The sequence below is a fragment of the Acinetobacter sp. 70_2 genome (assembly GCF_056736115.1).
This window is the reverse complement of sequence record NZ_JBWZIP010000015.1, coordinates 299,963-326,348: the sequence shown is the minus strand read 5'-3', so window position 1 is coordinate 326,348 and position 26,386 is coordinate 299,963. Positions and strand designations below refer to the sequence as shown.

Here is a 26,386-nt window from a genome sequence, read left to right as displayed (position 1 = left end):
TGTGCAAATGCACCATATTCACACATTTTCAAATTATGGCATATTTAAACAGCTCATTATTGCCCTAATTTAGTGCAAAATTGTTGCACTGATATAATCCGCTGCATCAATTTCTAACAGTCGTTCCTGATCATAATACTTTCTTATATATAATGTTGAGATTCTTATGAGATTACACAAAAATATTTACACCTCTTAAAAAGCTACAGATTACGCCCTTTTTTACGCTTCTTAAAAGACTCAAGTTTCTTGACTAAGCAAGTTTGAAAAGTTCTTTATTGCTTATTCACAATCTACCAAATACTTTTCATTTTTATGAATTCTTATAGATCATTCCGCTTCTTAACAGTTCTTTGATTTGTCAAATGAACGCACCTTACTGTTATTTATCTAATAATAAACTCCACTATTCATGTTCTTTTTCATTCACTGTTTTTATACAAGGTAAATTTGCTTTTATTGTTAAAAATAACTAAAAAATAAAAACATAAATTTTGGTTATAAATAAACAAACTAAAAGTTATGTTTATAAAAAACATAAAATCATTCAAGGATTTGAATAATGAAACATGAACTTGAACAGTCCGATAAAGCATTTTTCGGTCATCCAAAACCATTAAAAACTTTATTTTTTACAGAACTTTGGGAAAGATTTTCTTATTACGGAATTCGCCCCTTACTTGTTCTTTATATGGTTGCAATGGTCAATAACGGTGGTTTAGGGTTGGATCGACCAACTGCCGCCGCCATTGTGGGATTATTTGCAGGCTCCATGTATTTAATGACCGTCTTCGGTGGGTGGATTGCCGATAACTGGTTAGGTCAGGCGCGCGCTGTCTGGTACGGTTCAATTATTATTGCTTTAGGTCACTTATCAATTGCCCTCACCACCATTTTTGATCAATTCTTTTTTTATTTCGGTCTAGTTCTGATTGTTCTTGGCTCAGGTTTATTTAAAACTTGTATTTCAGTCATTGTAGGAACTTTATACAAAGCTCAAGATAGTAGACGAGATGCTGGATTCTCCATTTTTTATATGGGAATTAATACGGGCTCGTTTATTGCCCCGCTCATTACAGGTCTATTAGCTCGCGATTATGGCTGGCACTTAGGCTTTGGTATTGGTGGCATTGGGATGCTCATTGCTTTATTAATTTTCCGCTTTTTGGCTGTCCCGCAACTCCAAACTTTTAATGAATTGCGACAAGAAGCCAATAGCTGTAGCAAACCTGTCGTAGAAAATAAAAATGCACCTAAAATTGTATTTAGCTTTTTATTCGCTGTTGCGGTGGTTATTGGATTAACTTTCTTTGGGATTATTCACATCAACCCAGTCGTTGTTGCAACCTACTTAACTGTAGGAATTAGCATTGGAATTATTGCTTATTTTGCATACTTACTACTTTTCCTGAATTTAGAGCAACATGAAAAATTTAAAATCATTATTTGCTTCGTTTTATTAGCAGCATCCGCTTTATTCTGGTCAGCTTTCGAACAAAAACCCACAACTTTTACTTTATTTGCGCAAGATTATACGGACCGTATTGTTTTCGGATTTGAGATCCCAACTGTATGGTTTGAATCAATCAATGCTCTTTTTATTATTATCTTTGCTCCTGTAGCAGCTTGGCTATGGGCTAAACTTGGTAAAGCAAATAAAGATCCAAGCTATATCAGCAAATTTATTATTGCGTTGCTATTCGCAGCAGGTGGCTTTTTGCTTATGACTTTAGCCAGTCATTTTGCTATTCATGGCGGAGTAGTTTCACCATTTTGGTTAGTCGGTACTTTATTTCTTCTTACCATAGGTGAACTTTGCTTAAGCCCGATTGGCTTATCAACCATGACCAAACTTGCACCTGATGTCATACGCAGTCAAATTATGGGTTTATGGTTCACTGGTTCAGCTTTAGGCAACCTCATGGCAGGTTTGATTGGTGGACATGTATCGGCAGATGGTATTAATCATTTACCTAGCCTATTTATGCGCTGTGTATTAGCCTTGGTTATTGGCGCAATCGTGTTATTTTTATTAAAGAAACCAATGAATAAATTAATGGACAAAAGTACCAACAAAGTTCAACCTGATTTGGAAACGATATGAACGACTTAACTGTTCCAGAAAAACTAGCGAAACTTCGTGAACTCATGATCAATCAACACGTTGATGCTTTGGTTGTCATGAGTGCAGATCCCCATATGTCAGAGTATTTACCTGACTACTGGAAAGCAAGGCAGTGGTTAAGCGGTTTTAGTGGCTCTGTTGGCACCTTAGTCGTGACTCAAAACTTTGCAGGACTCTGGGCTGATGGGCGCTATTGGGTACAAGCCGAACAACAACTCGCTGGAACTGGCTTTCAATTACAAAAACTGACCAGTGATGAGTCTTCAACACATCTCGCGTGGATTGAGAAAAATTTATCAACTGGTTCTGTCATTTCAGTAAACGGGCAAACGCTTTCAATCCAGCAATTTAAAGCGTTGGAAAATACGGCAAAACAACGTGGCTTTAAACTTGAAACACAGCAAGATTTAATTGGTTCAATCTGGTCTAATCGTCCAGAACTTCCTTTAGAGCAGATTCATTTAATGCCTGAAGGGTTAAATGCCCTATCTCGTAAAGAGAAAATACAAGCAATTCGCGAAACGTTAAAAACTAAGGCGATTGAAGGACATTTCATTTCATCTTTAGATGATATTGCTTGGATCTTAAATGCACGTGGACAAGATGTAGAATACAATCCTGTATTCCTTTCGCATTTATATATCAGTACTCAACAGGCTGTTTTATTTGTTGATAGCAACAAGGTTGATCTAACCATCCAAGAGGCGTTCAAAGCTGATGGTATTGAGATTCGTAACTACCAAGATACAGCTCAATTTTTAGCAAATATTTCTGATGCCTCAGTACTTTTAGATCCAGCCAAAGTATCGATTTTTCATGAGCAAGCCATCGCAAAAGATATTCGGGTTGTATATGACATCAATCCAAGTACACTTTTTAAATCGCGTAAACATGAAAGTGAAATTGCTCATATCCGACATGCCATGCTTAAAGATGGAGTCGCGCTTTGCCACTTTTTCCACTGGTTAGAAAAAGCACTTCATCAAGGTCAACGCATTTCAGAACTCACCATTGATGAGAAAATTACAGCCTTCCGTGCTCAGCAAGAGGGTTTTATAGGCCCAAGTTTTTCAACGATTGCCGGCTTTAATGCGAATGGTGCTCTACCCCATTACCGTGCAACTGAAGAGCACTACTCGTTCATTGAAGGTGATGGTCTATTACTGATTGACTCTGGCGGACAATACGTAGACGGCACTACCGACATTACTCGTGTTGTTCCTGTAGGCACGCCAACAGGGCAACAAAAACGTGACTACACCTTGGTTTTAAAATGTCACATTGCTTTGGCAAAAACGATTTATCCAGAAGGTTTAGCTGCTCCTCTACTCGATTCAATTTGTCGCAATACTTTATGGCAACATGGTTTAGATTATCGCCATGGAACAGGACACGGCGTAGGCTTTGCGCTTAATGTTCATGAAGGTCCGCAAGTACTTTCTTATTACGCGCCTATACATGCCTACAGTAAGTTGCGTGAAGGAATGATTATTTCTAACGAGCCGGGTCTGTACCATGAAGGACAATACGGTATTCGCATTGAAAATCTGGTGGCAAACAAACTTCACTCTGGATTTGAAAAAACTTACGGTGAATTTTTAGAGTTTGAAACGCTGACCCTTTGCCCAATTCATTTAGATTGTATTGTCGTTGACATGCTAACGAATGAAGAGAAAGACTGGTTAAATGGTTATCATCAAACTGTTCAAGAAAGACTGGCTGAACATTTATCTGACGATGTTTTAGATTGGCTGATTTATAACACACGTAAAATTTAATCTTCTTTTTGATTAAGGCAGAATAATTTTTATTTCCAATAGAAACTTATTCTGCCTTATTTGTACTTATCTATAATTTCAAAAAGCTTCACTTCTCAAAGCCTTTTTTCATCAAATTTCTAACGAATGAAATAGTTAAACTGGTTACTTCTTTTTTTGCTATATTAGCCCATTAGAAAGCGGCTTCTTATTTTTTAAACCTAAAAAGTCTTTTCTAAACAGTGAGTATGAATGTGAGTAATATTCTAACCACTCATTAAATATATTTTAATTATCATGAGGTTAAGTTCATCATGCTTCTAATGATCGACAATTACGACTCTTTTACCTACAACATCGTCCAGTATTTTGGCGAGTTGAATCAGGAAGTAAAAGTAGTTCGCAATGATCAAGTCACATTAGAGGATATTGAACGATGGCAACCTAAATATCTCGTGATTGGTCCTGGTCCTTGCTCTCCAAGTGAAGCTGGTATTTCAATTCCTGCAATTAACCACTTTGCCGGAAAAATACCTTTGCTTGGCGTATGTTTGGGACATCAAAGTATCGGGCAAGCTTTTGGTGGAAAAATTGTAAGAGCCAAAACGGTGATGCACGGACGTTTATCTGATATGTACCACAGCAATAAGGGTATTTTCAGTAATCTTCCTAGCCCATTCTCGGCAACTCGTTATCACTCTTTGGTGATTGATCAGCAAACACTTCCTGATTGCCTTGAAGTAACGTGCTGGACCAATGAAGCAGATGGTTCAATGGAAGAAATTATGGGTGTTAAACATAAAACACTTCCTGTTGAAGGCGTGCAGTTCCATCCTGAATCAATTTTGAGTCAGCATGGCCATCAAATCTTTAAAAACTTTTTAGATATATATGCATAAGGCAGCCGTAAATAGATTGTTTTAAAAGTAATGTGATAAGAACCCTGAATAAAAAAGCCAACTACGATCAGTTGGCTTTTTTTATGGCTGAATCAATTATAACTTTAACTGTTGCACAATTGATCCATCTTGTTTTGCCACCAAAGATTCGCAGAGTTGAATTCGCTCTTTGGTCTGTTTCAATCCTCTTTCAACCCCAACCAATTCTTTAGTTCGTGGTGCAAAAAAGTCATTTAACTGTGCCGCTTGTTGTTGGGTACAAGCTGTCCCACTAAACATTGCAGGAAAACGCCCAGCCGAAGATTTACCTAAACGATCAAAAACGGCGTCATGATTTACCTTAAACCAAGACCATAAGCCACCTTGTTCATCTCCATAATTATTGATTGAGTTGACCACGGTACGAACCTCACCGACTTTAACACGCGGGTTCAAAATCAACTGACGGGCTTGTTGGCGTGTCGCTTCTTGATTTGCTGAACCTAGGGCTGTAAGTATTGCAAGACGTTGTGTCGGTTGAGTCACGCGTTGTAACTCTCCAGATAAACGATCAAAAGCTGGTTGACCTTTTTCTTGTACACGTACAGCTAAAATGGTTGGCAATAATTCAGGGGTTACTTGCGCAAAGTTAAGCTGCTTTTGAGCAAAAAGTGCATCTGACTCTTTTAACAGTTGTGCACGGACTTCAGGAACTTGAATATCTAAAGCAAGAAATCTAACTAACTCACTACGCCATAAACTGTCTTCAGCTGATTCAGCTTTTTTGTTTACATAACCCAACTGATTTAATTTAGGTAAATATAAATTGGCTAAGACTTTTCTAAAATGTTCACGTTCAGCATCTGTTTTCAACACATGACGATGAATGGTACTTAACTGGGAAAACAAAGCTGTACTAATTTGTCGGCTATTCGAATTAGCAAATTTCTTCGCAGCATCTACGACAGCCAATAAATTAATATCCCCATGGTTAAATGCCGCTGAAATCGCATAGGCATAGGCCAACTGTTCAGTGTTAGAAAGCTTTTCTGTAGCGGCAGTTAGACGAGTAAATTCTTTTTGAGGCAAACTGAATTGATAATATCCCGCCGCATCTGCATTTGGAATATACCAACTGCCAAGGCTGGCACCTTTGAGTTCAATCTTAGCTTCTGCTTGGTCTACCAGTTCACACTGAACTTTACTGCCTGCATTTGGAACTTCATAACGGACACATAACGGTACGCCCCACAGGCTTCTTGCATCACCTTTTGAGCCCACAGGTAGATAACGGCTTTGCTTCACATTTAAAAAGACTTTATTGCCTTCTTGCTGTAATGCGGTGTTAATTAAAGGCACACCTGGTTGATCAAGAAAACTTTTCATCGCTCTAGTAAAGCGCTCACCTTGTCCAGATTGTTCTGCTAAAGCGCTAATTAAATCATTAGCTGTCGCATTACCATATTGGTGCTTATTAATATAATTGCGTACGCCTTGTTTGAATTTTTCTTCACCTAAATAGCTTTCAAACATATTTAAAACAGCTGCACCTTTTTGGTAAGTGATGCCATCAAAAGCAGTTTGAATATCGGCATTGCTTAAAATAGGCTGACGTATACGACGTACACTCACCAAGCTATCACTTTTCATCGCATCAGCAGTATCTGCAATACGTTCTAGGTCAGCATTAAATTCGGGATGTAGTTTTTGAGTGATTTTACTTTGCATCCATGTGGCAAAAGATTCATTAAGCCACAGATCATCCCACCATGGCATCGTGACAACATCACCGAACCATTGATGTGCCAGCTCATGTGCATTGACGTTAAATGAATTCTGTACAAAAGAAACTGGTGAGTCCTTATCTAGCAACATTAGATAGTCTCTGAAAGTAATCAACCCCGGGTTTTCCATAGCCCCAGCGGCAAAGTCTGGTGCTGCAAGTAAGTCGAGCTTGTCAAATGGATAACCAAAGGCAAAATAATCTTCTAAAGTTTTTAAAATGGCTGGCGTTTCAGATAAGGCGTGCTGCATTTTTTCAGCTTTAGCATCAGGTGCAATACCACGTAACTGGATCGGCTGTTTACGCCATGAGGTTGCCCCAATATCTGGCCCTTTTTGTAATTGCCATGGTCCGACAGCCAATGCAAATAAATAAGTGGGTAGTGGTTTGGTTTGTGCAAAACTGAGTGTTTTCCAACCCGACTTCTCTATTTGCTCAGATGTTTGTTGAGTATTGGCAAAACCTGAATATTTGCTTGGAATCGTCAAACGAATATTAAACGGCGTTTTAAAACGTGGTTCATCAAATGATGGGAATGACTGGCGTGCACTAATTGCTTCCATTTGAGTCATCACATAAGGTTTACCCTCAAACTCAATTTTATAAATACCATCGAGCTGCTGGTCGTACGCCGCATTAAAATCTAGAACGAGTTGATACTGGCCTGCGGGCAAGGTTTTGGCAAATTTAATTTTACTCACCCCATCTATTTCAGAGGCTTGCTCATATTTTGCCTTGGTTTTAGTACCCTGTGCCGATGTAATATTCACATCTTTCACCGTCAAAGATTTACCATGAATCCAGATGTGATCTGTGGCTTGAGCCAGCTTTAAATGAATCGTAGTTTTACCGGTATAGCCTTTTTGTGCGGGATCAATCTTAAAATCTAAATCATAAGATTCGGGTACGACCCACTCGGGTAATTTACCAATCGGGATTTGTTCACTGTTATTCGATGCAAAAATCTGTGTTGCCGATAAAGATAATAATGTTGTAAGTAACAATCTTTTTTTAAATGAAGGCTTGACCAGCATAAGGGGTTTTATCCTCTGTAGTTTTAAATAAAAAGATGCAGCAATTGCTGTACCACATCGCTGCATCCATACATCATTCTTAAAATTTATAGTTAAACTCCAACCAACCTTGACGGCCAAATGGTGAATATGATCCTATCGGATAATACGGCCAACCGCCTGTGTCATCTCGTTTCACTTTGTCAAATAAGTTATTAATAATGATTGAAGCAGAAGCTTTTGGAGAGATTTGATAAGTACCACTCCAGTTCACCAAATACGTTGGGCTTAAATAGGCAGTCTGGTCGCCGTTTGGAATTTTGCCATAACGATTAACTAATACTGTTGATGCCCAATCACCAAAGCTCCAGCTGAGACTGGTATTAAAACGGTCACGCCAATCAGGAATACTTAAATCTTTTAAGTAGTCATCTTTCTCGCCATCTTTTGATTGTTGATATTCATGTTCTAGTACACGGCTATAATTCACTGTCCAGAGAAAGTTACCAAAGCTGTCTGTTTTCCAGCGCCATCTACTAGTGAAATCAATCCCGCGGGTATGGTCTGATGCTGCATTAATCGGAACGATATTAATATTCTTAATGACATTTGGATCGACAACTGCATTTGCAGGGTTACGCTCTACACGTGCTAAAGCATCAATACAGGCCGCAGAGTTAATATCTTGGTTGCCTAAACGACAATCTGCTTCCAAACGTAGAATTTTGTCCGCACTTAAGTTGGTCACAAGATTATCAATTTTGATATCCCAGTAATCGACGCTGATATCAAATTTATTGGTTGGTGACCATACAAAGCCTGCACCATAAGATTTACCCTCTTCAGGTTTCAGCTCTTTGTTTCCGGTTAAAGTGTAGTTCGCCCCAGGTGCATAATCTTTAAAGCTACATTTATCTAAAGGTTGTCCCGTTTGGCTACAACGTAAATAATCGGTGGTACTTGGGAAATAACCTTTTTGTTTATTTAAAAACAGATAGTTCATATCTGGTGCACGAAAGCTGGTCGCGTAGTTACCGCGCACCAATAAAGTTGGATGTGGTCTAAACTCAAGGCCTGAACCGAAAGTTAGCTTATCAATACTGTTATCTGATAAAGCATAACGGTCATAGCGTCCGGACAGGGTTAAATTTAACGGTTTTGTTAAGGGTAAGAATAATTCAGCGCCGAGTGCTTGGCGCGTACGTGTACCTCCATATTCGCCACTAGAACTTGCATTATAATATTCACCATTTTCGATCGCCTGATCTGGCTTAATCGAGAAGCCTTGACGCCCGATTTCAGCTACAGCCGCAAGTTTGGCAGTTCCTGCAGGTAGCTTAAATACGTCACCATTCGCGCTTAAGGTTAAACTTTGTGCCCACGACTTATCTTTTTCTTTTGTTGTGCCCGAAATGCTTTCAAATTCGCTTGCTGTGAGTGGTCGACTTAAACGATCTAAGCGAGGTGAATAAATAGGAATACCATCTGCATCTGTACCAAGTTGCTTACCTAAGAAATATTCATCAACATTCGAACGTAATAAGCCTTGGCGGCGTAGCTGACTGGTATAAATAGAACCATTATAGGCTGCTTCATAACTCCAGCTCGTTTCTCCAATATCACCTCGAATTCCGAAGTTTAAGTTCGAAGAAAGTTCTTTCCACTTTTTATTTACGCGTTCCACCCCGCCTAATTCTTCAGGCGCAAAACGACGATTCCAAATTTCATAATTTCCCGAATCTTGATTTAGAAAATAACCACTCGTTGCAGCTAAAGAAGTCCATGTCGGCCCACGGGTATTATTTTCAATTTGATTTGCCCCAATTAAAAAATCGGCAAATAGTTGGGTTTTATCATTTAACTCATAATCTAAACCGAGATAACCATTTTGACTGCGATTTTGAGTTTGAACAGTCCAATAAGTCGGTCGAGCCAAACCACTGGCACAATTGTCCGCCCCTGCTTGTCCAATATTATTGACTGATCCGTTAAATAAACCATTAAAGGCCTGACACCCACCAATTGAAAGATATTTACCAGTATCAGCATTTTTACGACCCACAATCGTGTCTGGTTTTTCTCCTAAACGAGTTCGGCTCTTCATAAAATCTCGATCGGCTGCCCATATCGGTTCACGGCCGCTGAGTTCAACCCCATAAACAAGGCTGAGCTTGTCTAAAGTTTTACTACCACTTAGTTGTAAACGTAAATTTTCACCGCCTTCTTTGGTTCCGCCTGCCTTGATATTAAATTGTGTGCCGTCTGTTTTCTTTTTCAGAATAATATTCACCACGCCTGCAATTGCATCTGAACCATAAATTGCTGAGGCACCACCGTTTAATATTTCAATACGGTCAATAATGGCTGTTGGAATATTGGCTAAATTTACGAAATTGACAGAGCCATCATAAGGTACAGGATAGTCTGCAACCCGATGTCCATTAATCAAAGTTAAAGTATGATTAGGTCCTAAACCTCGTAAACTAATGGCATTAGCCGCAGGTGTAAAAGTATTTCCGTAATCGGCACCTTGTACAAAACCCGTGTTCTGCGTCAAATTATTGAGTGCATCAAATGCATTACTAAAACCTTGTTTTTCAATATCGGCTGCGGTAATTACGGTGACACTGGACGGGCCATCTTTTTGTGCTTTTGAAATCCGAGATCCTGTCACAGCAACACGGACTACTTTATCTGGTTTAGCTTGGTTTTGTGGTTGCTCTACAGTTTCTTGTGCATAGCTTTCTAATGGATGAAAAAGTGCAACAAATACAAAAATAAATGAGCGCTTATTTTTTAACGTCCCTAGATATTTCAAGTTATTTAAATACATATTTATTAGTAGACAAAATAAAGATCGCCCTACTATATCCACTTTTATTTGGTTGATTTATACACATTTTTTCTAGGTATATTTATGTTTAATATATACCAAATGGTTAATTATTTATCATAAAAACTCACAACAAACTAAAACCTTTTTCCATAAATAAATTTTGTTTATGAATAGACTCAAAATCTTCACTGAGCAAAATTTCTAATTCTCTTATCGAACAGCAAAAATCTTTGGTTATTTTCTGCTAACATAGCTCCCCGTAGCTAGTGAAACATGGAACGCAATAGGCCGAACCTCCTACTCTTGATCAACTTCACCTAAAAATTTTAATCATTAATGCTGTAAATCATGACTATGAATATCCAACAGGCGCTTAACCACATTACCAAGAACATTCATTTGACTCAGCCTCAAATGGAAGAAATTATGCGCAGCATCATGCAAGGTGAGGCAACCGAGGCACAAATTGGTGCTTTAATGATGGGCCTACGCATGAAAGGTGAAAGCATTGACGAAATGACGGCAGCCGCACGTGTCATGCGTGAATTTGCGATTAAAATTGATGTGAGTGATATCAAACACTTGGTTGATATTGTTGGAACTGGCGGTGATGGACAAAATTTATTTAACGTGTCTACAGCGTCTAGCTTTGTGATTGCAGCAGCGGGTGCAACCATTGCAAAGCATGGTAACCGTGGCGTTTCAAGTAAATCAGGCTCATCAGACCTACTTGAACAAGCGGGTATTCATCTTGATTTAGATATGCAACAAACCGAACGCTGCATCCGTGAAATGGGTGTGGGTTTCTTGTTTGCACCAAACCACCACAAAGCCATGAAATACGCTGCTGGCCCACGTCGTGAACTTGGTATTCGTAGTATTTTCAATTTACTTGGCCCATTGACCAACCCAGCTGGTGTAAAGCGCTTTGTCATTGGTGTGTTTTCAGATGAACTATGTCGCCCAATTGCCGAGGTAATGAAACAACTTGGTGCCGAACACGTGATGGTTGTTCATTCAAGAGATGGTCTTGATGAAATTAGTCTTGCAGCCCCTACCACTGTTGCCGAACTCAAAGATGGCGAAGTTACTGAGTGGACACTTAACCCGGAAGATGTCGGAATTGAGTCACAAACATTAAATGGTTTAGTGGTTGCTGATGCATCGGCAAGTCTAAAGCTCATTAAAGATGCTTTAAGCAAAAATAAATCAGATATTGGTGAAAAAGCTGCAAACATGATTGCGCTTAATGCTGGTGCAGGTATTTATGTAGCAGGCATTACCAAGACTTATGCTCAGGCTGTTACATTCGCGCAAGATATTATTTACGGCGGACAAGCATTAGAAAAAATGAGTGTTTTGGCTGAATTTACCAAAACATTAAAACAATCTCAGGCAGATTAAGGACTTCTCATGATTAATATTCAAAATACCATTTTAGGTAAAATTGTTGACCGTAAACATGAGGAACTTGCTGCACGTTTAAAACAACGTAATTTGCAAGACGTTGAAGAATTAGCAAAAGCTGCGACTCCAGTGCGTGGCTTTGCCAATGCTTTAAAACATAAACGTCCAGGTGTGATTGCTGAAATTAAAAAAGCATCTCCATCAAAAGGGATTATTCGCGCGGACTTTAATCCTGCTGAAATTGCCCAGCAATATGAACAAGCTGGAGCAGCATGTTTATCAGTACTGACTGATGTTGATTTCTTTCAGGGTGCAGATGAAAATATTGCCATTGCTCGCAATCATTGTGCCCTACCTGCTTTACGTAAAGACTTTCTGATCGATCCATATAATGTAGTTGAAGCACGTGCTTTGCATGCTGACTGTATTTTATTGATTGTTGCTTGTTTGTCTGACCAGCAACTCGAAGAAATGTCTAAAACTGCGTTTGAACATCAACTTGATGTATTGGTTGAAGTTCACGACGAAGAAGAAATGGAACGTGCTTTAAAGCTTTCTGAGCAATGTTTATTAGGTGTGAATAACCGTAATTTAAAAACGTTTGATGTAGATTTAAATACATCTATCCGTTTGAAAAAGTTACTTCCGTCTTCACGCTTATTAATCACTGAAAGCGGTATTGCGACACCAGATGATGTGCGTATGATGCAAGAACATGATATTCACAGCTTCTTGGTTGGCGAGAGTTTTATGAAACAACCACGTCCAGATCAAGCTTTTACTGCTCTTTTTGGACAACCTCAAACGGTTTAATGAAGATATATGAGTAATAAAGATTCATCGCTTTCTAAAGAGCAACAAAAGTTATTGAAGCAATTTAAAAAGCAAATCTCCAATCCTCATTCAAGCAAAATCGCAAATCAGCCTGAGACTAAAAAATCTCAGGTTGAGACTGAAGAATTGGAAGATACACACCTGTTTCAACAGGCTGTTGCAGGTGTTAAACGCATCAACAATAGTAATGTGGCTGATGTAAAACCACCTCGTGCTAAAAAAGTCGATGCACAAACACTAGCAAAACGCGCAGCCGCTGAAGGCGGACGTGATACCGAACATGCCGAGTTATCAGATACTCAAGCAGCATTAAATCCAGTTGCAAGCCAAGCAGCTTTAAGTTATCGCATAGCCACTCTTCAGCATAAAGTTTTTGAAGACTTAAAAGCTGGTAAAATGCGCTGGTTTGAAGCAGTGGATTTACACGGCTGTACCATTGAACAAGCACGTGAAGCCGTTTTACAAATCATCCAGATGGCAAAAGATGAAAATCAAAATGTCATTAAAATTGTGCATGGTAAAGGCCCTGAAGCTGTTTTAAAAACCTATGTCAACGGATGGTTACGCCAACATCGTGATGTTTTAGCCTTTGTAAGTGCTCCAGAAAATCAAGGTGGCACAGGTGCAGTTCTCGTGCTGCTTAAACGCTCAGAAAAAAATCCAAAGTTCGAACAAAAAAAATGATCCTTTGGGATCATTTTTTTGCATCAAATACCTGCAATAATTGAGCAACTACTGCAATGGCAATCATTGCAGGTTGTTTCGATGAAATCCCTTCTACCCCGATCGGGCAAACTAAACGTTGCAAAGTTTCGGGAGTATAACCACGTACTTGCATACGCTTTTCAAAAATGGCCCTTTTACTTTTTGAACCAATCATTCCTACATAAGCAAATGGTTTCGCCGTAGGTTTTAAGGCTGTAAAACACAATTGCAAATCTAGTTGATGATCGTGCGTTAAAATTAAAATTGCCCCCGAACGATCAAATTGCTCGATCTCGGCGTCTAAGGTATCAGTCGTTATACATTGCACCTGTTGCAGTAAATCGGATGGAAAAATATCATCACGCGGATCAATCCATTTCACCCGAACTCCAATAGGTAATAAACAACGAACAATTGCTTCACCCACATGCCCTGCTCCACAAATCAGCACTTGCATGGCATAAGGTTGAATCTGCTGGCTAAATTGCCATTCTTCACTGCTGCCAGAATGAAACTCGAAACTTGGTTGTTGTTCTATATCCATAGTCTGCCAAGTGGACACATATTGATGTGAGACCTTACGCCCTATACGCTGACCAGCTCGCCATGCTTGTAAAATCGCAGATAAATCCAATGTGATCGCACTGGGTGATATTTTTTCAAACAATAACCACATCACTCCGCCACAACACTGCCCTAGCCGAGCACTGAGGTTAAAGCGTTCAATACGCCTCACACAAGTTTCCGTTTCTTTTAACATTGCTTTAGCAATATCAATGGCCTGAAACTCTAAATGCCCGCCACCGATCGTATCGGACTGCTGCCATTGCTGTTGCAAATTAAACCGCAATAACATGGTTGCACCAACTTCTCGTGGTGTTGAACCATTTGCACGTACCACTGTGACCAATACCATAGGCAGAGCATCGACTTGCCACGCTACAAAATCAGTCCACCATTGTAAATGTTGCATAATCTTCTACATTTTAGCTTGTGGTCGGTCAGCCAAAGCTTGTCCTCGTCCAATCGCAATTGCACGTAAAATTTCTTCGGCAGTTGCTGGAGCATTGAGTACGAGCGGTGCATTTTCTGGAATAGCCGCCTGTACTGCCTGACGAATTGCAGAGAACACTGATAATGCCAACATAAATGGCGGTTCACCTACCGCTTTGGAGCGGTAGATGGTGTCCGCCTGATTTTGGTTATCAAAGAGTTTGACATTAAAAATATGAGGAATATCCACACTAGTCGGGATTTTGTAAGTTGAAGGTGCATGGGTAAACAAGCGGCCTGCGTGTGGCTCCTGCGGCTGCCAATACAACTCTTCTGTCGTGAGCCATCCCATCCCTTGAACAAAACCACCCTCAATTTGCCCTATATCAATTGCAGGGTTAATTGACCGTCCAACATCATGCAAAATATCGGCACGTAATACTTTCATTTCCCCAGTTAAGGTATCTAGTGCGACCTCACTGACCGCTGCGCCATAAGCATAATAGAAAAATGGACGTCCTAAATGGTTGACCTGATCATAGTGAATTTCTGGTGTTTTATAAAAACCGCTGTCCCATAGTTGTACACGTGCCATGTATGCCCGTTGAACTAAATCTGGAAATGTCCATGAGTGACCATTCGCTGTTGTGACCATACTATCTTCAAACTGGACTTGGTCAGCATCACTATTACTTATTTCTGCTGCAAGTTTTGCCAGACGCTCACGAATTTTAATACAGGCATTTTGAACAGCTTTACCATTTAAATCTGCTCCACTCGATGCTGCAGTTGCAGAAGTATTTGGAACCCGAGAAGTATCTGTTGCAATTAAGCGAACGCTATCGATTGGTAAACCCAACTCATGTGCAGCAACCTGCCGTACTTTGGTATATAACCCCTGTCCCATTTCTGTACCGCCATGGGTAATAGAAACAGTGCCATCCATATACACATAGACCAGTGCACCCGCCTGATTGTAATGTACGGCATTAAACGAAATACCGAACATTAATGGGGTTAACGCAATACCACGTTTAATGATGTCATTGTTCTGATTAAAGGCATGAATGCTCTGTTTGCGTTTCGCATAATCACTACTTTGCAATAATTCGGCTACTAATTTTGGCGCAACATTATCACGGACTTCTGCCCCATAGTGCATACGGTCACGTCCAGCACCGGGCTGCTCGGCAAAGAAATTACGTTGACGAATTTCAACTGGGTCACAACCTAAATAACGAGCAATGTCATCAATAATATTTTCAATGACGAACATGCCTTGCGGTCCACCAAAACCACGGTATGCGGTATTAGAAACAGTGTTGGTTTTACAACGTAAGTTACGTAGCTCAACTGCATTTAAATAATAGGCGTTGCCAATATGGCAAATTGCTCGTTCATTTACTGGCCCAGAAAGATCAGCGGAAAAACCGCAGTTTGAAGCCAGTTGCACCTTTAAGCCTTGCAGAACACCACTGTCATCAAAGGCTACAAACCACTCATAAGCAAAACCGTGACGTTTGCCTGTAGCACTCATGTCATCATCACGATCTAAACGTAATTTACACGGACGGCCTGTTTTTTGCGCTGCCAAAGATGCAATGCATGCCCACTGTGCCGACTGCGACTCTTTACCGCCAAATCCACCACCCATACGGCGACTTTCCACACTGACCTGATGCATATTCATGCCTAATGCATGACAAATCAGCAGCTGCATTTCGGTTGGATGTTGTGTTGAGCAATAGACTTTTAAGCTCTGATTTTCTTGGGGAATCGCATAGGAAATCTGACCTTCTAAATAAAAATGCTCTTGCCCACCCAGCTCAATCGCACCTGAAAGTTGATGGGCTGCGTTTTGAAATACCTGTTCAACTTCACCATGGCTAAATTCAACAGGCGGCAATACCCACGATTCTTTTTCAATCGCATCTTGAATCTTTAAAATCGGAGTTTCGGGCACATACTCAATTTTCGCCAAGCGAACTGCCTGACGGGCTTGCTGATAACTCTCGGCAACAACCACAAACAAGGCTTGCCCGTAAAATTCGACCTGCTCCTCAGCAAAAATCGGGTCATCTTTAACAATTGGTCCCCAATTGTTTTCAACCTCAATATCCTTTGCTGAAAAAACTGCATGGACACCATTGGCCTGACGTACTGCATCCAAATCAAATTTAATAATTTTACCTTTGGCACAATTTGAAAATCCGACCGCCAAATGCAGTGTATTTTCAAGCTCTGGTAAATCATCAATATAGGTTGCCTGCCCAGTCACATGTAAATGGGCGCTCTCGTGTGGAATCGAGTCGCCTGCTTTAGCGGATTTTTTAGAAACTCTTAAGTCAATGGTTTGGTTCATGTTAGATCTCCACCATAGCAATCAAGTCATTCACACGAGTAATCGTTTTAGACAGGACTTTTTCTACATAAAAACGCTGTAAACAGTTTTTCGCGACGTGTAACCGATATGCCGAGCTAGCACGTCCATCATCTAAAGGTTGATAGTCTTGCGATAATGCCTCTTGAGCCTTAGCTATCAATTTTGCTGTAAGTTGCTGACCTTCCAATATGGCTTCTGCATATTTTGCACGTTTGGGAATAGCAGCCATGCCACCAAAAGCAATTCTGACATTGTGAGCGACATGATAAGTATCTAACTCACATGAAATGGCCGCACATACCGCAGAAATATCTTGCTCAAAACGTTTAGCAATTTTATAGCTGGCAAATTTAAAACGCGTCTGTCCTTCGCGAAGCGGAATAACAATCGCCTCAACAAACTCACCAAGCTGTAATGCAGTTTTTTGATAATCGAGATAAAAGTCTTCCAAGACGATTTCACGAGTCTGCTCACCTACACGCAAAATCAATTGTGTACCTAGGGTAATTAATGCCGGCATTGAGTCGCCAATAGGCGAACCATTGGCAATATTTCCACCTAGAGTTCCTGCGTTTTTAATCGGCATAGAAGCAAAACGACGCTGTAATTCTTGAAAATCGGGATAAAACTCTGAAATTTTGATGAGTGCATCACTCAAACTGACATTTGCCCCAATCGTTAAAACATGGTCTGTGACTACAATCTTTTTCAGCTCTTCCACCTGACCAATATAAAGCATATCGCCCAAATCACGGCCCTGCTTTGTTACCCACAAACCGACATCTGTACTACCTGCAACAATCCGTGCTTGCGGTAACTGCAAACGTAATGCGGCAAAATCCAGCAAAGTCTTTGGTGCAAAGAATTGTTGACCATGATCATTTAAATGTAATGCAGGTAATGTTCTGATCTCTTTTAATACATCAATTATTTTTTGACGGTTTAATAAAACACGCGGATAGTCATATGCTTTTTGTGCTGCATCTAAAATAGGGCGATAGCCTGTACAGCGACATAAATTTCCAGAAAGATAATCACTGATTTTATCTTTACTTGGAGAATGTTGTTCATTTTCGTACATTGACCATAAGGACATGATAAAACCGGGCGTACAAAAACCACATTGTGAACCATGCATATCCACCATTGCCTGTTGTACTGGGTGAAGTGTTCCATCTTGTGCAGGCAATAAATTATGCAGATCTTCTACTGTAAATAGGGCTTTACCATCTAAAGTCGGTAAAAACTGAATACACGCATTCACACTGCGCAATTGCAGATTGTTATTGACCAACTCACCAATCACTACGGTACATGCACCACAATCGCCCTCAGCACAGCCCTCTTTTGTACCAGTCTGCCGAGTCTTACCCGATTGAGTATATTCTCGTAAAAATTGTAAGACTGTCATTGTGGGTAATACATTTTCTACTTGTTGCTGACTACCACGAAAAAAAAAGGTGATTGGACGTTTTGACATGTTTTATCCTTATGCTCTATCGTACGGCATATTTGCAAATATGATGCCATCAGGCGATCATTTATAACTTACCCATATTAGTTGCACATTTCATGCTCAAATAATTGACTATTAACGATAAAAAACATGAAATTTATTCACCATTTATCTAATGCGCGCCGAACAGGATAAATATAGTGCGACGAGTTATGAACATCAGGGCATGTTTCTGATACAATGCCGAGCTTGTCTAATAGAGTAAATTTATACGCCTTATGTCAATGCAGCAATCGTACGCAAACATTCTGACTGCCGTCGGTGAAGACCTTAATCGTCCCGGCCTTAAAGATACGCCTGTGCGTGCGGCTAAAGCTTTTTCATATTTAACTTCTGGCTATAGTAAAACTTTAGAAGAAGTCACCAATAATGCGGTTTTCCCATCAGATAACCATGAAATGGTATTGGTGAAGAATATTGAATTTTATTCGCTCTGCGAACACCATCTTCTCCCATTCTATGGCCGTGTTCATGTTGCCTATTTACCAGAAGGCAAAGTTCTTGGCTTATCTAAATTTGCACGTATTACCGAGATGTTTGCTCGCCGTTTGCAAATTCAGGAAAACTTAACTCAGCAAATCGCTGAAGCTGTTGCTGAAGTGACTGGCGCTCGTGGCGTTGCTGTAGTCATCGATTCAGCACATATGTGTATGATGATGCGTGGTGTAGGTAAACAGGAATCTACCACCCGTACAGTTTCATTTGTCGGAGATTTTAAAACCGATAAAGAAGCACGCCGTGAATTCTTAAGTGCTGTACCAGAAAGCTACTAATCTGGTTGTTAATGCACAAAAAAGCCCAACCATGTTGGGCTTTTTTATAGGCTAGCTTTATAAAGTTCAACCCAACTCTATAAAACATAACAATTAAATTAGGTGATTTTTGCTATAAAAGTACGCATCTTTATTTTTAAATAATTTATGAGTTAATCATGCGATTTAAAAAAATTTCTTGCTTACTTTTACCTTCTCTTTTTATTCTTAATACCTCAATTTATGCAGGTAATACCTCTAAAGATCAAGAAATTAAACAACTGGTAGATCAAAACTTTAAACCCTTATTAGAAAAATATAATGTGCCGGGTATGGCGGTAGGTGTTATTCAAAATAATAAAAAATATGAAATGTATTATGGCTTGCAGTCCGTTCAAGATAAAAAAGCCGTAAACAGCAATACTATTTTTGAGCTAGGTTCTGTCAGTAAATTATTTACTGCAACCGCAGGTGCCTATGCCAAAAATAAAGGAAAAATCTCTTTTGAAGACACCCCAAGTAAATACTGGAAAGAACTAAAAAATACGCCAATTGACCAAGTTAACCTACTTCAACTTGCCACCTATACCAGTGGTAACCTCGCCCTTCAATTTCCAGATGAAGTACAAACAGATCAACAAGTTTTAACTTTTTTCAAAGAATGGAAACCTAAAAACCCAATTGGTGAATATAGACAATATTCAAACCCAAGTATTGGTTTATTTGGAAAAGTTGTTGCTTTGTCTATGAATAAACCTTTCGACCAAGTCTTAGAAAAAACCATTTTTCCAGATCTGGGCTTAAAACATAGCTATGTCAATGTGCCTAAAACTCAAATGCAAAACTATGCATTTGGCTATAACCAAGAAAATCAACCGATTCGCGTTAACCCCGGTCCACTCGATGCTCCAGCATATGGGGTTAAATCGACGCTACCAGATATGCTAAGTTTTATTCATGCCAACCTGAACCCACAGAAATATCCAGCAGATATTCAAAGCGCAATTAATGAAACTCACAAAGGTTTCTATCAAGTCGGCACCATGTATCAAGCATTAGGTTGGGAAGAATTTTCTTATCCAGCGCCTTTACAAACTTTATTAGACAGTAATTCAGAACAAATTGTGATGAAGCCTAATAAAGTGACTGCTATTTCAAAAGAACCTTCAGTTAAGATGTTCCACAAAACTGGCTCAACCAATGGTTTCGGAACATATGTCGTGTTCATTCCTAAAGAAAATATTGGCTTAGTCATGTTAACCAATAAACGTATTCCAAATGAAGAACGTATTAAGGCGGCTTATGCTGTGTTGAATGCGATAAAGAAATAATTGTCTTTTCTTAAAACAAAAAAAGAGAGAAATAGACTTCATCTACTTCTCTCTTTTTTATGAACATACTATTTAAAAGAACAAGACATATCCTAAGCTTGATTTCATCCAGTCCAGATGATTTTGTTTTTCATAATCCCAATTAAGACGAATAGCATTGTTGCTATTAATGGCATATTGCCACTGTGTATTTAAGCGTAAGTTCCATTGGTTTTGGTCTTCCCAATATGGCAGCTCAACTTGTACCACTGAGTTAAACTTTTCAAACCATTGGTTCATACAGCCTAAAGTTGGGCCCATTCCCACACGCCAGCCTTTATCTAAATTTGAACCCGCTTGAACATAAGCTTGAACTTGACCATAGCACACATGTTTACGCTCATAGTCTGCAACACTGTAGCCGACTTGGGTATTAAAACTTGCTACACCGTGCTGTTTTTCATCACTATAAACGCCGTCATGGACTGCTTCTTGACGCCAACCTAAGTTAAATCCCCAAGTGAGAGGTGTTTTAAAGGGTTGAAACGGGTTATAAGAGTTCACTTCTAGCAGATCAAGATGCTCTAGCTTTAAGTGATCGTTACGCCACTGCGCACTACCATTTAAAAAGAGCAATTGAGTACCAGCTCGATACCCCCCTTGAGGATCAATCAAGTCATGGTAAGCCTGTCTATGTCCAATTTCGATAAACTGCTCACCCTGCACTTCGCCCAGTTTTAGCGAAACATTACGTGCATTATGGCCTTGTGTTGGCTCAGTCGATGGTCGTTTCGGTTCTTGACGCTGTTTATCTAAATCAATCTGACTTCTTAAAGCCAAAAGTTGCCGTAACTGTGGTTGAGCAACGCTTTCTTCAACTTTTCGACTAATGAATTGCAAATATAAATCATCGTAAGCCATCTCAAGAATTTTGGCCTGATCTGGCTGACTATATGACTTAAGTATTTCAGAAGACTGCTTGGTTGGCATCATTGCTACTTTATGAGCAACTTTTGCTAAAGACGCACCATGCTGATGAGCTTGGGCCAATAATTGAGTTTCTAAAGCGGGTCGATACACAGGTGCTTTGGTTAGCCCTTGTTGATGCATCGCTTTAATGGTTTCCATTGGAATAGAAGCGTAATTAAACTTTTCTTGTAAGTTAGACTCAGGTTTAACTAAATCAACTAAACCTAATAACCGATAAGCACAGTTGTCACTCACAAAGTAATAAGGGAAGCTTACATGTTGCATTTCCCAAATATGACTCACTAAAAAGCGTGTTTCTTCAGGGGATAGTTTTAACTCATATTCCCATAAATCACGGCTCTCGAAATCACCATATTCTTTTACCTTACGGTAGTAAGGCATAAGTGAATATTCACCCGGATACTGCCCTGTTAAACCTTTCCATGCATATGACCAGTTGTCGTTACCTGCTACAGTTGCTGCGTAGTTTACGGCGTAAGAAACGAGGTTTAACTGCTGTTGATCTTTAGGGTCCAGGCGCAATAAGGTATGCCCGAACATGGAGCTTGGGTTCCCCATAAAGTCAGTCGCGTAAATTAAGGTCGCTTTATAAGGCTTAATTTGGCCAATCCAGTTTTCAAACTCAGGACATTTTACTTGCGGCAATTCATTTTCTTGAATGCCTAATTGCTTTATAAGCCACTGACTACGTGCCGGAAATTTACAACGAATTGACTGATTATCTGGCGCAGGTGTAAACAATGCCGCGATATCGGCTTTTAACTCTTCTTTTAAATTATTTTTTCCATTTGCTGCAATAAAATAACCCGAATAACTCACTTCACTGTTATGGTTTTTATTGGCATACATGAGCCGTTGCCATGTAATGTCTTGGTCTAATTTTTTTTGTTCTGCAATTGACCAGTAGTTTTGAATAGATGGATTTATTTCTGCTGAATACGCAATATTAACTGCCAATGAGGCAAAAATTAAAACAACTGATTTCATTAAGCTCATCAATTTTTATCATTAAATATAAGAAAAACCCTGCCAAAAGACAGGGTTTTCAATTTCAAACTTATACGTAAGCTTTTAAAACTTCATCTTTAGCCATTACGTTTTGTAATGATGCCAATACTTGAAGTGTGTTTTGGTTGTTTGTTGAATAGATTTCACCAAAGTTTGCTTTTGAAACTTTGAAGAAACGGTCTTTGTCTTGTGGTTTGATTTGCATTAACTCAGCAAGAACGTTCAGACTTTCACCTTGGCCTACAGCCATATCACGCGCTAAAGCTTCTGCATTTTCATTTGTGAATGTAACAACTTGAGCTGTTACTGTTCCGCCTTGGCGGCAACCTAAAGTACCAAAAGTAATACCTAATAATTGGTTAGTAAAAATACCGTTTGTTGTTGCAGCAAGAATTTTAGGCGCTACTCCTTTTTTGCCTGCCCATACTTGCGTACCCACACCACAACCTACATCGTTATCAGCCATAGCAACACTTGAACCAGCTGCTAACAAAGCAGCTAAAGCTAATTTTTTTAACATGATGTATATCTCCAAAAATCATTATTGATTGTTTCTTATGTATTGTTATGTGTAATTATTATTACACCCTTCAAAGATAACGATAAGCTTGTCTTTTAGCAATTAAAAATTAAACAATATGATAAAAAGAGAAAAGGAAATTTTTATCTTAAATTCCAATTACCTTGATTATCTCGATGACCTAATATTTTAAGTACTAATACTAAACTTAGTAGTAATAATAAATACCATGAACCGAGTTTACCCCACCCCACCATATGCCAAGCATTAATCTGACTTGGATAAACCCAGATTTTATAAAAGGTACTAATATTTTCAGCAACCCAAATAACAAACGCGAGTGTCAACAACACTGGGAGCATTGGGGTTTTAAATTTACGTTCATTTATTTGAAAATAAAGTGTAGTTTTCCAGAAAATATAAACACTAAAGGCAAATAAAATATAGCGAATATCAGGAATAAAAAATTTACTCATAAAATTAATATATGAGAAAAATGCGAGAAAAAGCATGCTTCCAAAACTTGGAAGTTTCTCAAACGAAACCTGAAATAAACGGATTGAGCGAGCAAAGAAACTGCCTACAGCCGAGTACATAAAGCCTGCAAATAAAGGCACAGTAATAATTTTAAACACAGCCGGCTGCGGATATTGCCATGAAGCAATGCCAGGATGTGTTAAAAAGATTTCCATGACCATTGCCATGATATGAAATAAAGCAATCACCTTGGCTTCTTGCCATGACTCAAGCTTTAAATACAACAAGCAAATTTGAATAATGAGCGCATAGATGAGTAAATAATCATAACGATAAAAACCCATATATTCATGGCTTCCCATCGGAGCTGTCAGAGCAAAAGCAATTAATAGCAAAATACCAAACAAGGCTGCCGAAACAGCCTTGCCAATAAATTGAAGGGGTAAAAACAGATATTGCACAAAAAACTATCCTAGATATTTAGCACTATACTCATGTACTGTATCTACAAAGATTTTTGGCTGCGCTGGATCTACCCATTGGGTAATACCATGACCCAAGTTTGCAACATAGCCAGTCTTTTCACCATTTGCATAAGCATCATCCAGCATTGCTTTCACTGCTTTTTCAATCGTAGCTGCTGAACCATATAAAACCGCCGGATCAAGGTTCCCTTGTAAGGCAACACGGCCTGCTACAGTTGTACGCGCTGTATTTAATGGTGTGGTCCAGTCTAAACCTAATGCATCAGCACCTGTTGTAATCATTGGCTCTAGCCACTGACCACCACCTTTAGTGAAGACAATCACTGGAATACGGCGTCCATCTTTTTCACGTTGCAAGCCCGCGATAATCTTTTTCATATAGTTCAGTGAGAACTCTACATATTCACGGTGTGCTAAAGCCCCACCCCAACTATCAAAAATCTGAATAGCTTGAGCGCCTGCATCAATTTGTGCATTTAGATAGTCAATTACTGAATCTGCTAAATGGTCGAGCAACGCATGCAAAACTTCCGGCTGCGCATACATCATTTGCTTGGTAAAACGGAACTCTTTGCTTGAACCACCTTCAACCATATAAGTCGCCAGTGTCCAAGGACTACCCGAAAAACCAATCAGTGGAACTTGTCCACCTAAAGCAGAGCGAATTGTGCTTACTGCATTCATGACATAATTAAGATCAGATTTAGCATTTAACTTCGGTAAATTTGCTACATCTTGTTCAGTACGAACCGTTTTATGAAACTTAGGGCCTTCACCTGTTTCAAAATAAAGGCCTAGTCCTAAAGCGTCAGGAATCGTTAAAATATCTGAAAATAAAATTGCTGCATCTAAATCGTAACGACGCAAAGGTTGTAAAGTTACTTCACAAGCAAACTCTGTATTTTTGCATAAAGATAGAAAATCACCTGCTTTTGAGCGTGTTTCCCGATATTCAGGCAAATAACGTCCTGCTTGGCGCATCATCCATATTGGAGTGGTATCTACAGGCTCACGTAATAAAGCACGTAAGAAACGATCATTTTTAAGTGTCGTCATTGCCGATCTCTATCTTTTTCATGTGGCAGCATCATATCAAAAAGGTGAATGTTTTTATAATTTCAATTTCATACAAAAAACTTGTCAATCTACTAAAAAATGCATATTTACACAAAAGTCTACTGCAAGTAGCTCGGTTTTCTGCAATACTTGCAACATGTTACATCGGGTTTATTGATATTCCTTTAATGCTTAAATTCACCAATACTTAAATACGCACACATTGCGTTTTTGGTGATTTTATAAACATTAGGATCAGTCTTCTTACCCTATTGCTTATATGAAAATTCTTAAGGTTGAATTACATGTTTGTTCGCTCATTACTCGCTATGAGTTTAAGTTGTATTATTGCTAATGTTGCTTTGGCTGCGTCAACAACTGAGCAACCAGTCACTCCTAAAAAAGTATCTGCTCCTGTAGAAGATCCGATTGATCCGCTTGCTGTAGATGCTGCTTCAACTGTTAAAGCTCAAGCTCAGACACAGATTACTGCTCAAGAACAAAATGACTTAAATCGAGCGTCTACAACATTACAAAATTTGCAAAAAGCTGAAGACCCAAATGCTGATTCAGGCATTGCTGCTTCAGAACCAACAGCACCAGCTAAAACAACAACAGCATCTAAGTCTACTACTTCTGCTCCAGCTGTTTCATGGACATTAGATGGCTTAAATAATGCTGAGTGGTATGAAAATATTGGTAAAGGTCAATTACCAGTTTATGCACGTGCCCACGTCATGCTCAATAACGCGCATGCTTCACCGGGTGCGATTGATGGCATGAGCGGTAAAAATACCCTAAAAGCAATTGCATCTTTCCAGCAAATGAATGGTTTATCTCCTACTGGCGAGTTAACTAAAGAAACTTGGGATGCGCTTGTTGCAAAACAAACAAAACCAGCATTTATTGAATACACGATTACTGATGCAGACCTAAAAGGTCCATATGCTGAGTCAATTCCTTCTGACTACGCATTACAAGCAAAAATGAAAGGTTTGTACTACACGCGTGTGACTGAAATGTTGGGCGAAAAGTTCCATATTGATGAAGGTTTCTTAAAGAAATTAAACCCGAAAGCGACCTTCAAAAAAGTTGGTGAGAAAGTTATCGTTCCAAACGTACGCAATGACTTACCAGAAGACATTCATTTAATTATTGCGCATAAAGGTGCTAAACAGTTGTATCTGTTTAATAGCCGCAATCAAATGATTGCCTCATTTCCTGCAACAATTGGCAGTACTGATACGCCATCTCCGACCGGTACTTATAAGGTAGTTGGTGTTGCGCGTAACCCTTGGTATAGCTACTCACCTTCGAACTTCGTACAAGGTAAAAACTTAAAACCACTTTCTTTACCACCAGGTCCTAACGCTCCTGTAGGTAATATCTGGATTGGTTTAAGTAAAAAATCATTCGGTATTCACGGTACGCCAAACCCGTCTTTAATTTCTAAAACTGCATCACACGGTTGTATCCGTTTAACCAACTGGGATGCTAATGATTTAGGTAATAAAGTACGTTCTGGTGTTACTGTTAAATTCTTAGAATAATCTTTAAA

At 39.3% G+C, this 26,386-nt stretch carries 17 protein-coding genes and 1 pseudogene; 9 read left to right on the top strand and 9 right to left on the bottom strand.

The window, feature by feature from the left end; genetic code table 11:
* Positions 1-542: 542 nt before the first annotated feature.
* The 3 genes and pseudogenes from AC1PJ9_RS10515 (at position 543) to AC1PJ9_RS10505 (ending at position 4,781) form a co-directional block, all read left to right on the top strand.
* Positions 543-2,104 (top strand): annotated as a pseudogene (locus AC1PJ9_RS10515) (peptide MFS transporter).
* On the top strand, positions 2,101-3,903 hold the full coding sequence (locus AC1PJ9_RS10510; protein ID WP_311086858.1) for an aminopeptidase P family protein: 1,803 nt from the start codon (positions 2,101-2,103) through the stop codon (positions 3,901-3,903). Before AC1PJ9_RS10515 ends, AC1PJ9_RS10510 begins: the two are co-directional and overlap by 4 nt.
* 293 nt (positions 3,904-4,196) lie before the next feature.
* Entirely contained in the window at positions 4,197-4,781 is a 585-nt protein-coding gene (locus AC1PJ9_RS10505) for an anthranilate synthase component II (protein WP_000925676.1), read from the top strand.
* Between the two features lie 96 nt (positions 4,782-4,877).
* Here AC1PJ9_RS10505 and AC1PJ9_RS10500 read toward each other — a convergent pair whose 3' ends face one another.
* Both AC1PJ9_RS10500 and AC1PJ9_RS10495 read right to left on the bottom strand, forming a co-directional pair.
* Positions 4,878-7,643 (bottom strand): M1 family metallopeptidase, encoded by a 2,766-nt coding sequence (locus AC1PJ9_RS10500; protein ID WP_311086857.1) that lies wholly within the window; start codon positions 7,641-7,643, stop codon positions 4,878-4,880.
* 13 nt (positions 7,644-7,656) lie between these two features.
* The gene (locus AC1PJ9_RS10495; RefSeq protein WP_311086856.1) at positions 7,657-10,389 is read right to left on the bottom strand and encodes a TonB-dependent receptor plug domain-containing protein; all 2,733 of its coding nucleotides are present in this window, start codon (positions 10,387-10,389) and stop codon (positions 7,657-7,659) included.
* 357 nt (positions 10,390-10,746) lie between these two features.
* On the opposite strand from AC1PJ9_RS10495, the gene trpD reads away from it, so the two are divergent.
* The 3 genes from trpD to AC1PJ9_RS10480 are packed head-to-tail and all read left to right on the top strand — an operon-like array spanning position 10,747 to position 13,317.
* Positions 10,747-11,796, top strand: coding sequence for an anthranilate phosphoribosyltransferase (trpD, locus tag AC1PJ9_RS10490; protein WP_009498528.1), 1,050 nt, complete (start codon positions 10,747-10,749; stop codon positions 11,794-11,796).
* A gap of 9 nt (positions 11,797-11,805) precedes the next feature.
* Positions 11,806-12,612 carry an indole-3-glycerol phosphate synthase TrpC gene (trpC, locus tag AC1PJ9_RS10485; protein ID WP_311086855.1) on the top strand — a complete coding sequence of 269 codons (807 nt, stop codon included), beginning with the start codon at positions 11,806-11,808 and terminating at the stop codon, positions 12,610-12,612.
* Positions 12,613-12,621: 9 nt separating this feature from the next.
* Positions 12,622-13,317 (top strand): Smr/MutS family protein, encoded by a 696-nt coding sequence (locus AC1PJ9_RS10480; protein WP_263614269.1) that lies wholly within the window; start codon positions 12,622-12,624, stop codon positions 13,315-13,317.
* A gap of 10 nt (positions 13,318-13,327) precedes the next feature.
* Here AC1PJ9_RS10480 and xdhC read toward each other — a convergent pair whose 3' ends face one another.
* The 3 genes from xdhC to xdhA are packed head-to-tail and all read right to left on the bottom strand — an operon-like array spanning position 13,328 to position 18,194.
* Positions 13,328-14,311: a xanthine dehydrogenase accessory protein XdhC gene (gene xdhC / locus AC1PJ9_RS10475; RefSeq protein WP_263614270.1), complete on the bottom strand. Its 984-nt coding sequence runs from the start codon at positions 14,309-14,311 to the stop codon at positions 13,328-13,330.
* A gap of 6 nt (positions 14,312-14,317) precedes the next feature.
* Positions 14,318-16,693: a xanthine dehydrogenase molybdopterin binding subunit gene (gene xdhB, locus AC1PJ9_RS10470; protein WP_311086854.1), complete on the bottom strand. Its 2,376-nt coding sequence runs from the start codon at positions 16,691-16,693 to the stop codon at positions 14,318-14,320.
* A gap of 1 nt (position 16,694) precedes the next feature.
* Positions 16,695-18,194 carry a xanthine dehydrogenase small subunit gene (gene xdhA, locus AC1PJ9_RS10465; RefSeq protein WP_311086853.1) on the bottom strand — a complete coding sequence of 500 codons (1,500 nt, stop codon included), beginning with the start codon at positions 18,192-18,194 and terminating at the stop codon, positions 16,695-16,697.
* Positions 18,195-18,454: 260 nt separating this feature from the next.
* Between xdhA and folE the strand changes: the two genes are divergently transcribed.
* Positions 18,455-19,003, top strand: coding sequence for a GTP cyclohydrolase I FolE (gene folE, locus AC1PJ9_RS10460; RefSeq protein ID WP_001187844.1), 549 nt, complete (start codon positions 18,455-18,457; stop codon positions 19,001-19,003).
* A 158-nt stretch (positions 19,004-19,161) separates the two neighbouring features.
* A complete protein-coding gene (gene blaADC, locus AC1PJ9_RS10455; protein ID WP_311086852.1) occupies positions 19,162-20,313 on the top strand; it encodes an ADC family extended-spectrum class C beta-lactamase in 1,152 nt (383 codons plus the stop codon).
* 72 nt (positions 20,314-20,385) lie between these two features.
* On the opposite strand, the gene AC1PJ9_RS10450 is transcribed toward blaADC, so the two are convergent.
* The 4 genes from AC1PJ9_RS10450 to hemE form a co-directional block, all read right to left on the bottom strand.
* Positions 20,386-22,269, bottom strand: a complete 1,884-nt coding sequence (locus AC1PJ9_RS10450) for an Lnb N-terminal periplasmic domain-containing protein (RefSeq protein WP_479762257.1) — start codon at positions 22,267-22,269, stop codon at positions 20,386-20,388.
* A 70-nt stretch (positions 22,270-22,339) separates the two neighbouring features.
* A complete protein-coding gene (locus tag AC1PJ9_RS10445) occupies positions 22,340-22,810 on the bottom strand; it encodes a DUF3015 family protein (RefSeq protein ID WP_000914197.1) in 471 nt (156 codons plus the stop codon).
* A gap of 143 nt (positions 22,811-22,953) precedes the next feature.
* Positions 22,954-23,748: a DUF817 family protein gene (locus AC1PJ9_RS10440; RefSeq protein WP_311069354.1), complete on the bottom strand. Its 795-nt coding sequence runs from the start codon at positions 23,746-23,748 to the stop codon at positions 22,954-22,956.
* 6 nt (positions 23,749-23,754) lie between these two features.
* A complete protein-coding gene (hemE, locus tag AC1PJ9_RS10435; protein WP_311086850.1) occupies positions 23,755-24,828 on the bottom strand; it encodes a uroporphyrinogen decarboxylase in 1,074 nt (357 codons plus the stop codon).
* Positions 24,829-25,133: 305 nt separating this feature from the next.
* Here hemE and AC1PJ9_RS10430 point away from each other — a divergent pair, with 305 nt between their 5' ends.
* Positions 25,134-26,378: a L,D-transpeptidase family protein gene (locus AC1PJ9_RS10430; RefSeq protein WP_263614277.1), complete on the top strand. Its 1,245-nt coding sequence runs from the start codon at positions 25,134-25,136 to the stop codon at positions 26,376-26,378.
* The last annotated feature ends 8 nt before the right edge of the window (positions 26,379-26,386 follow it).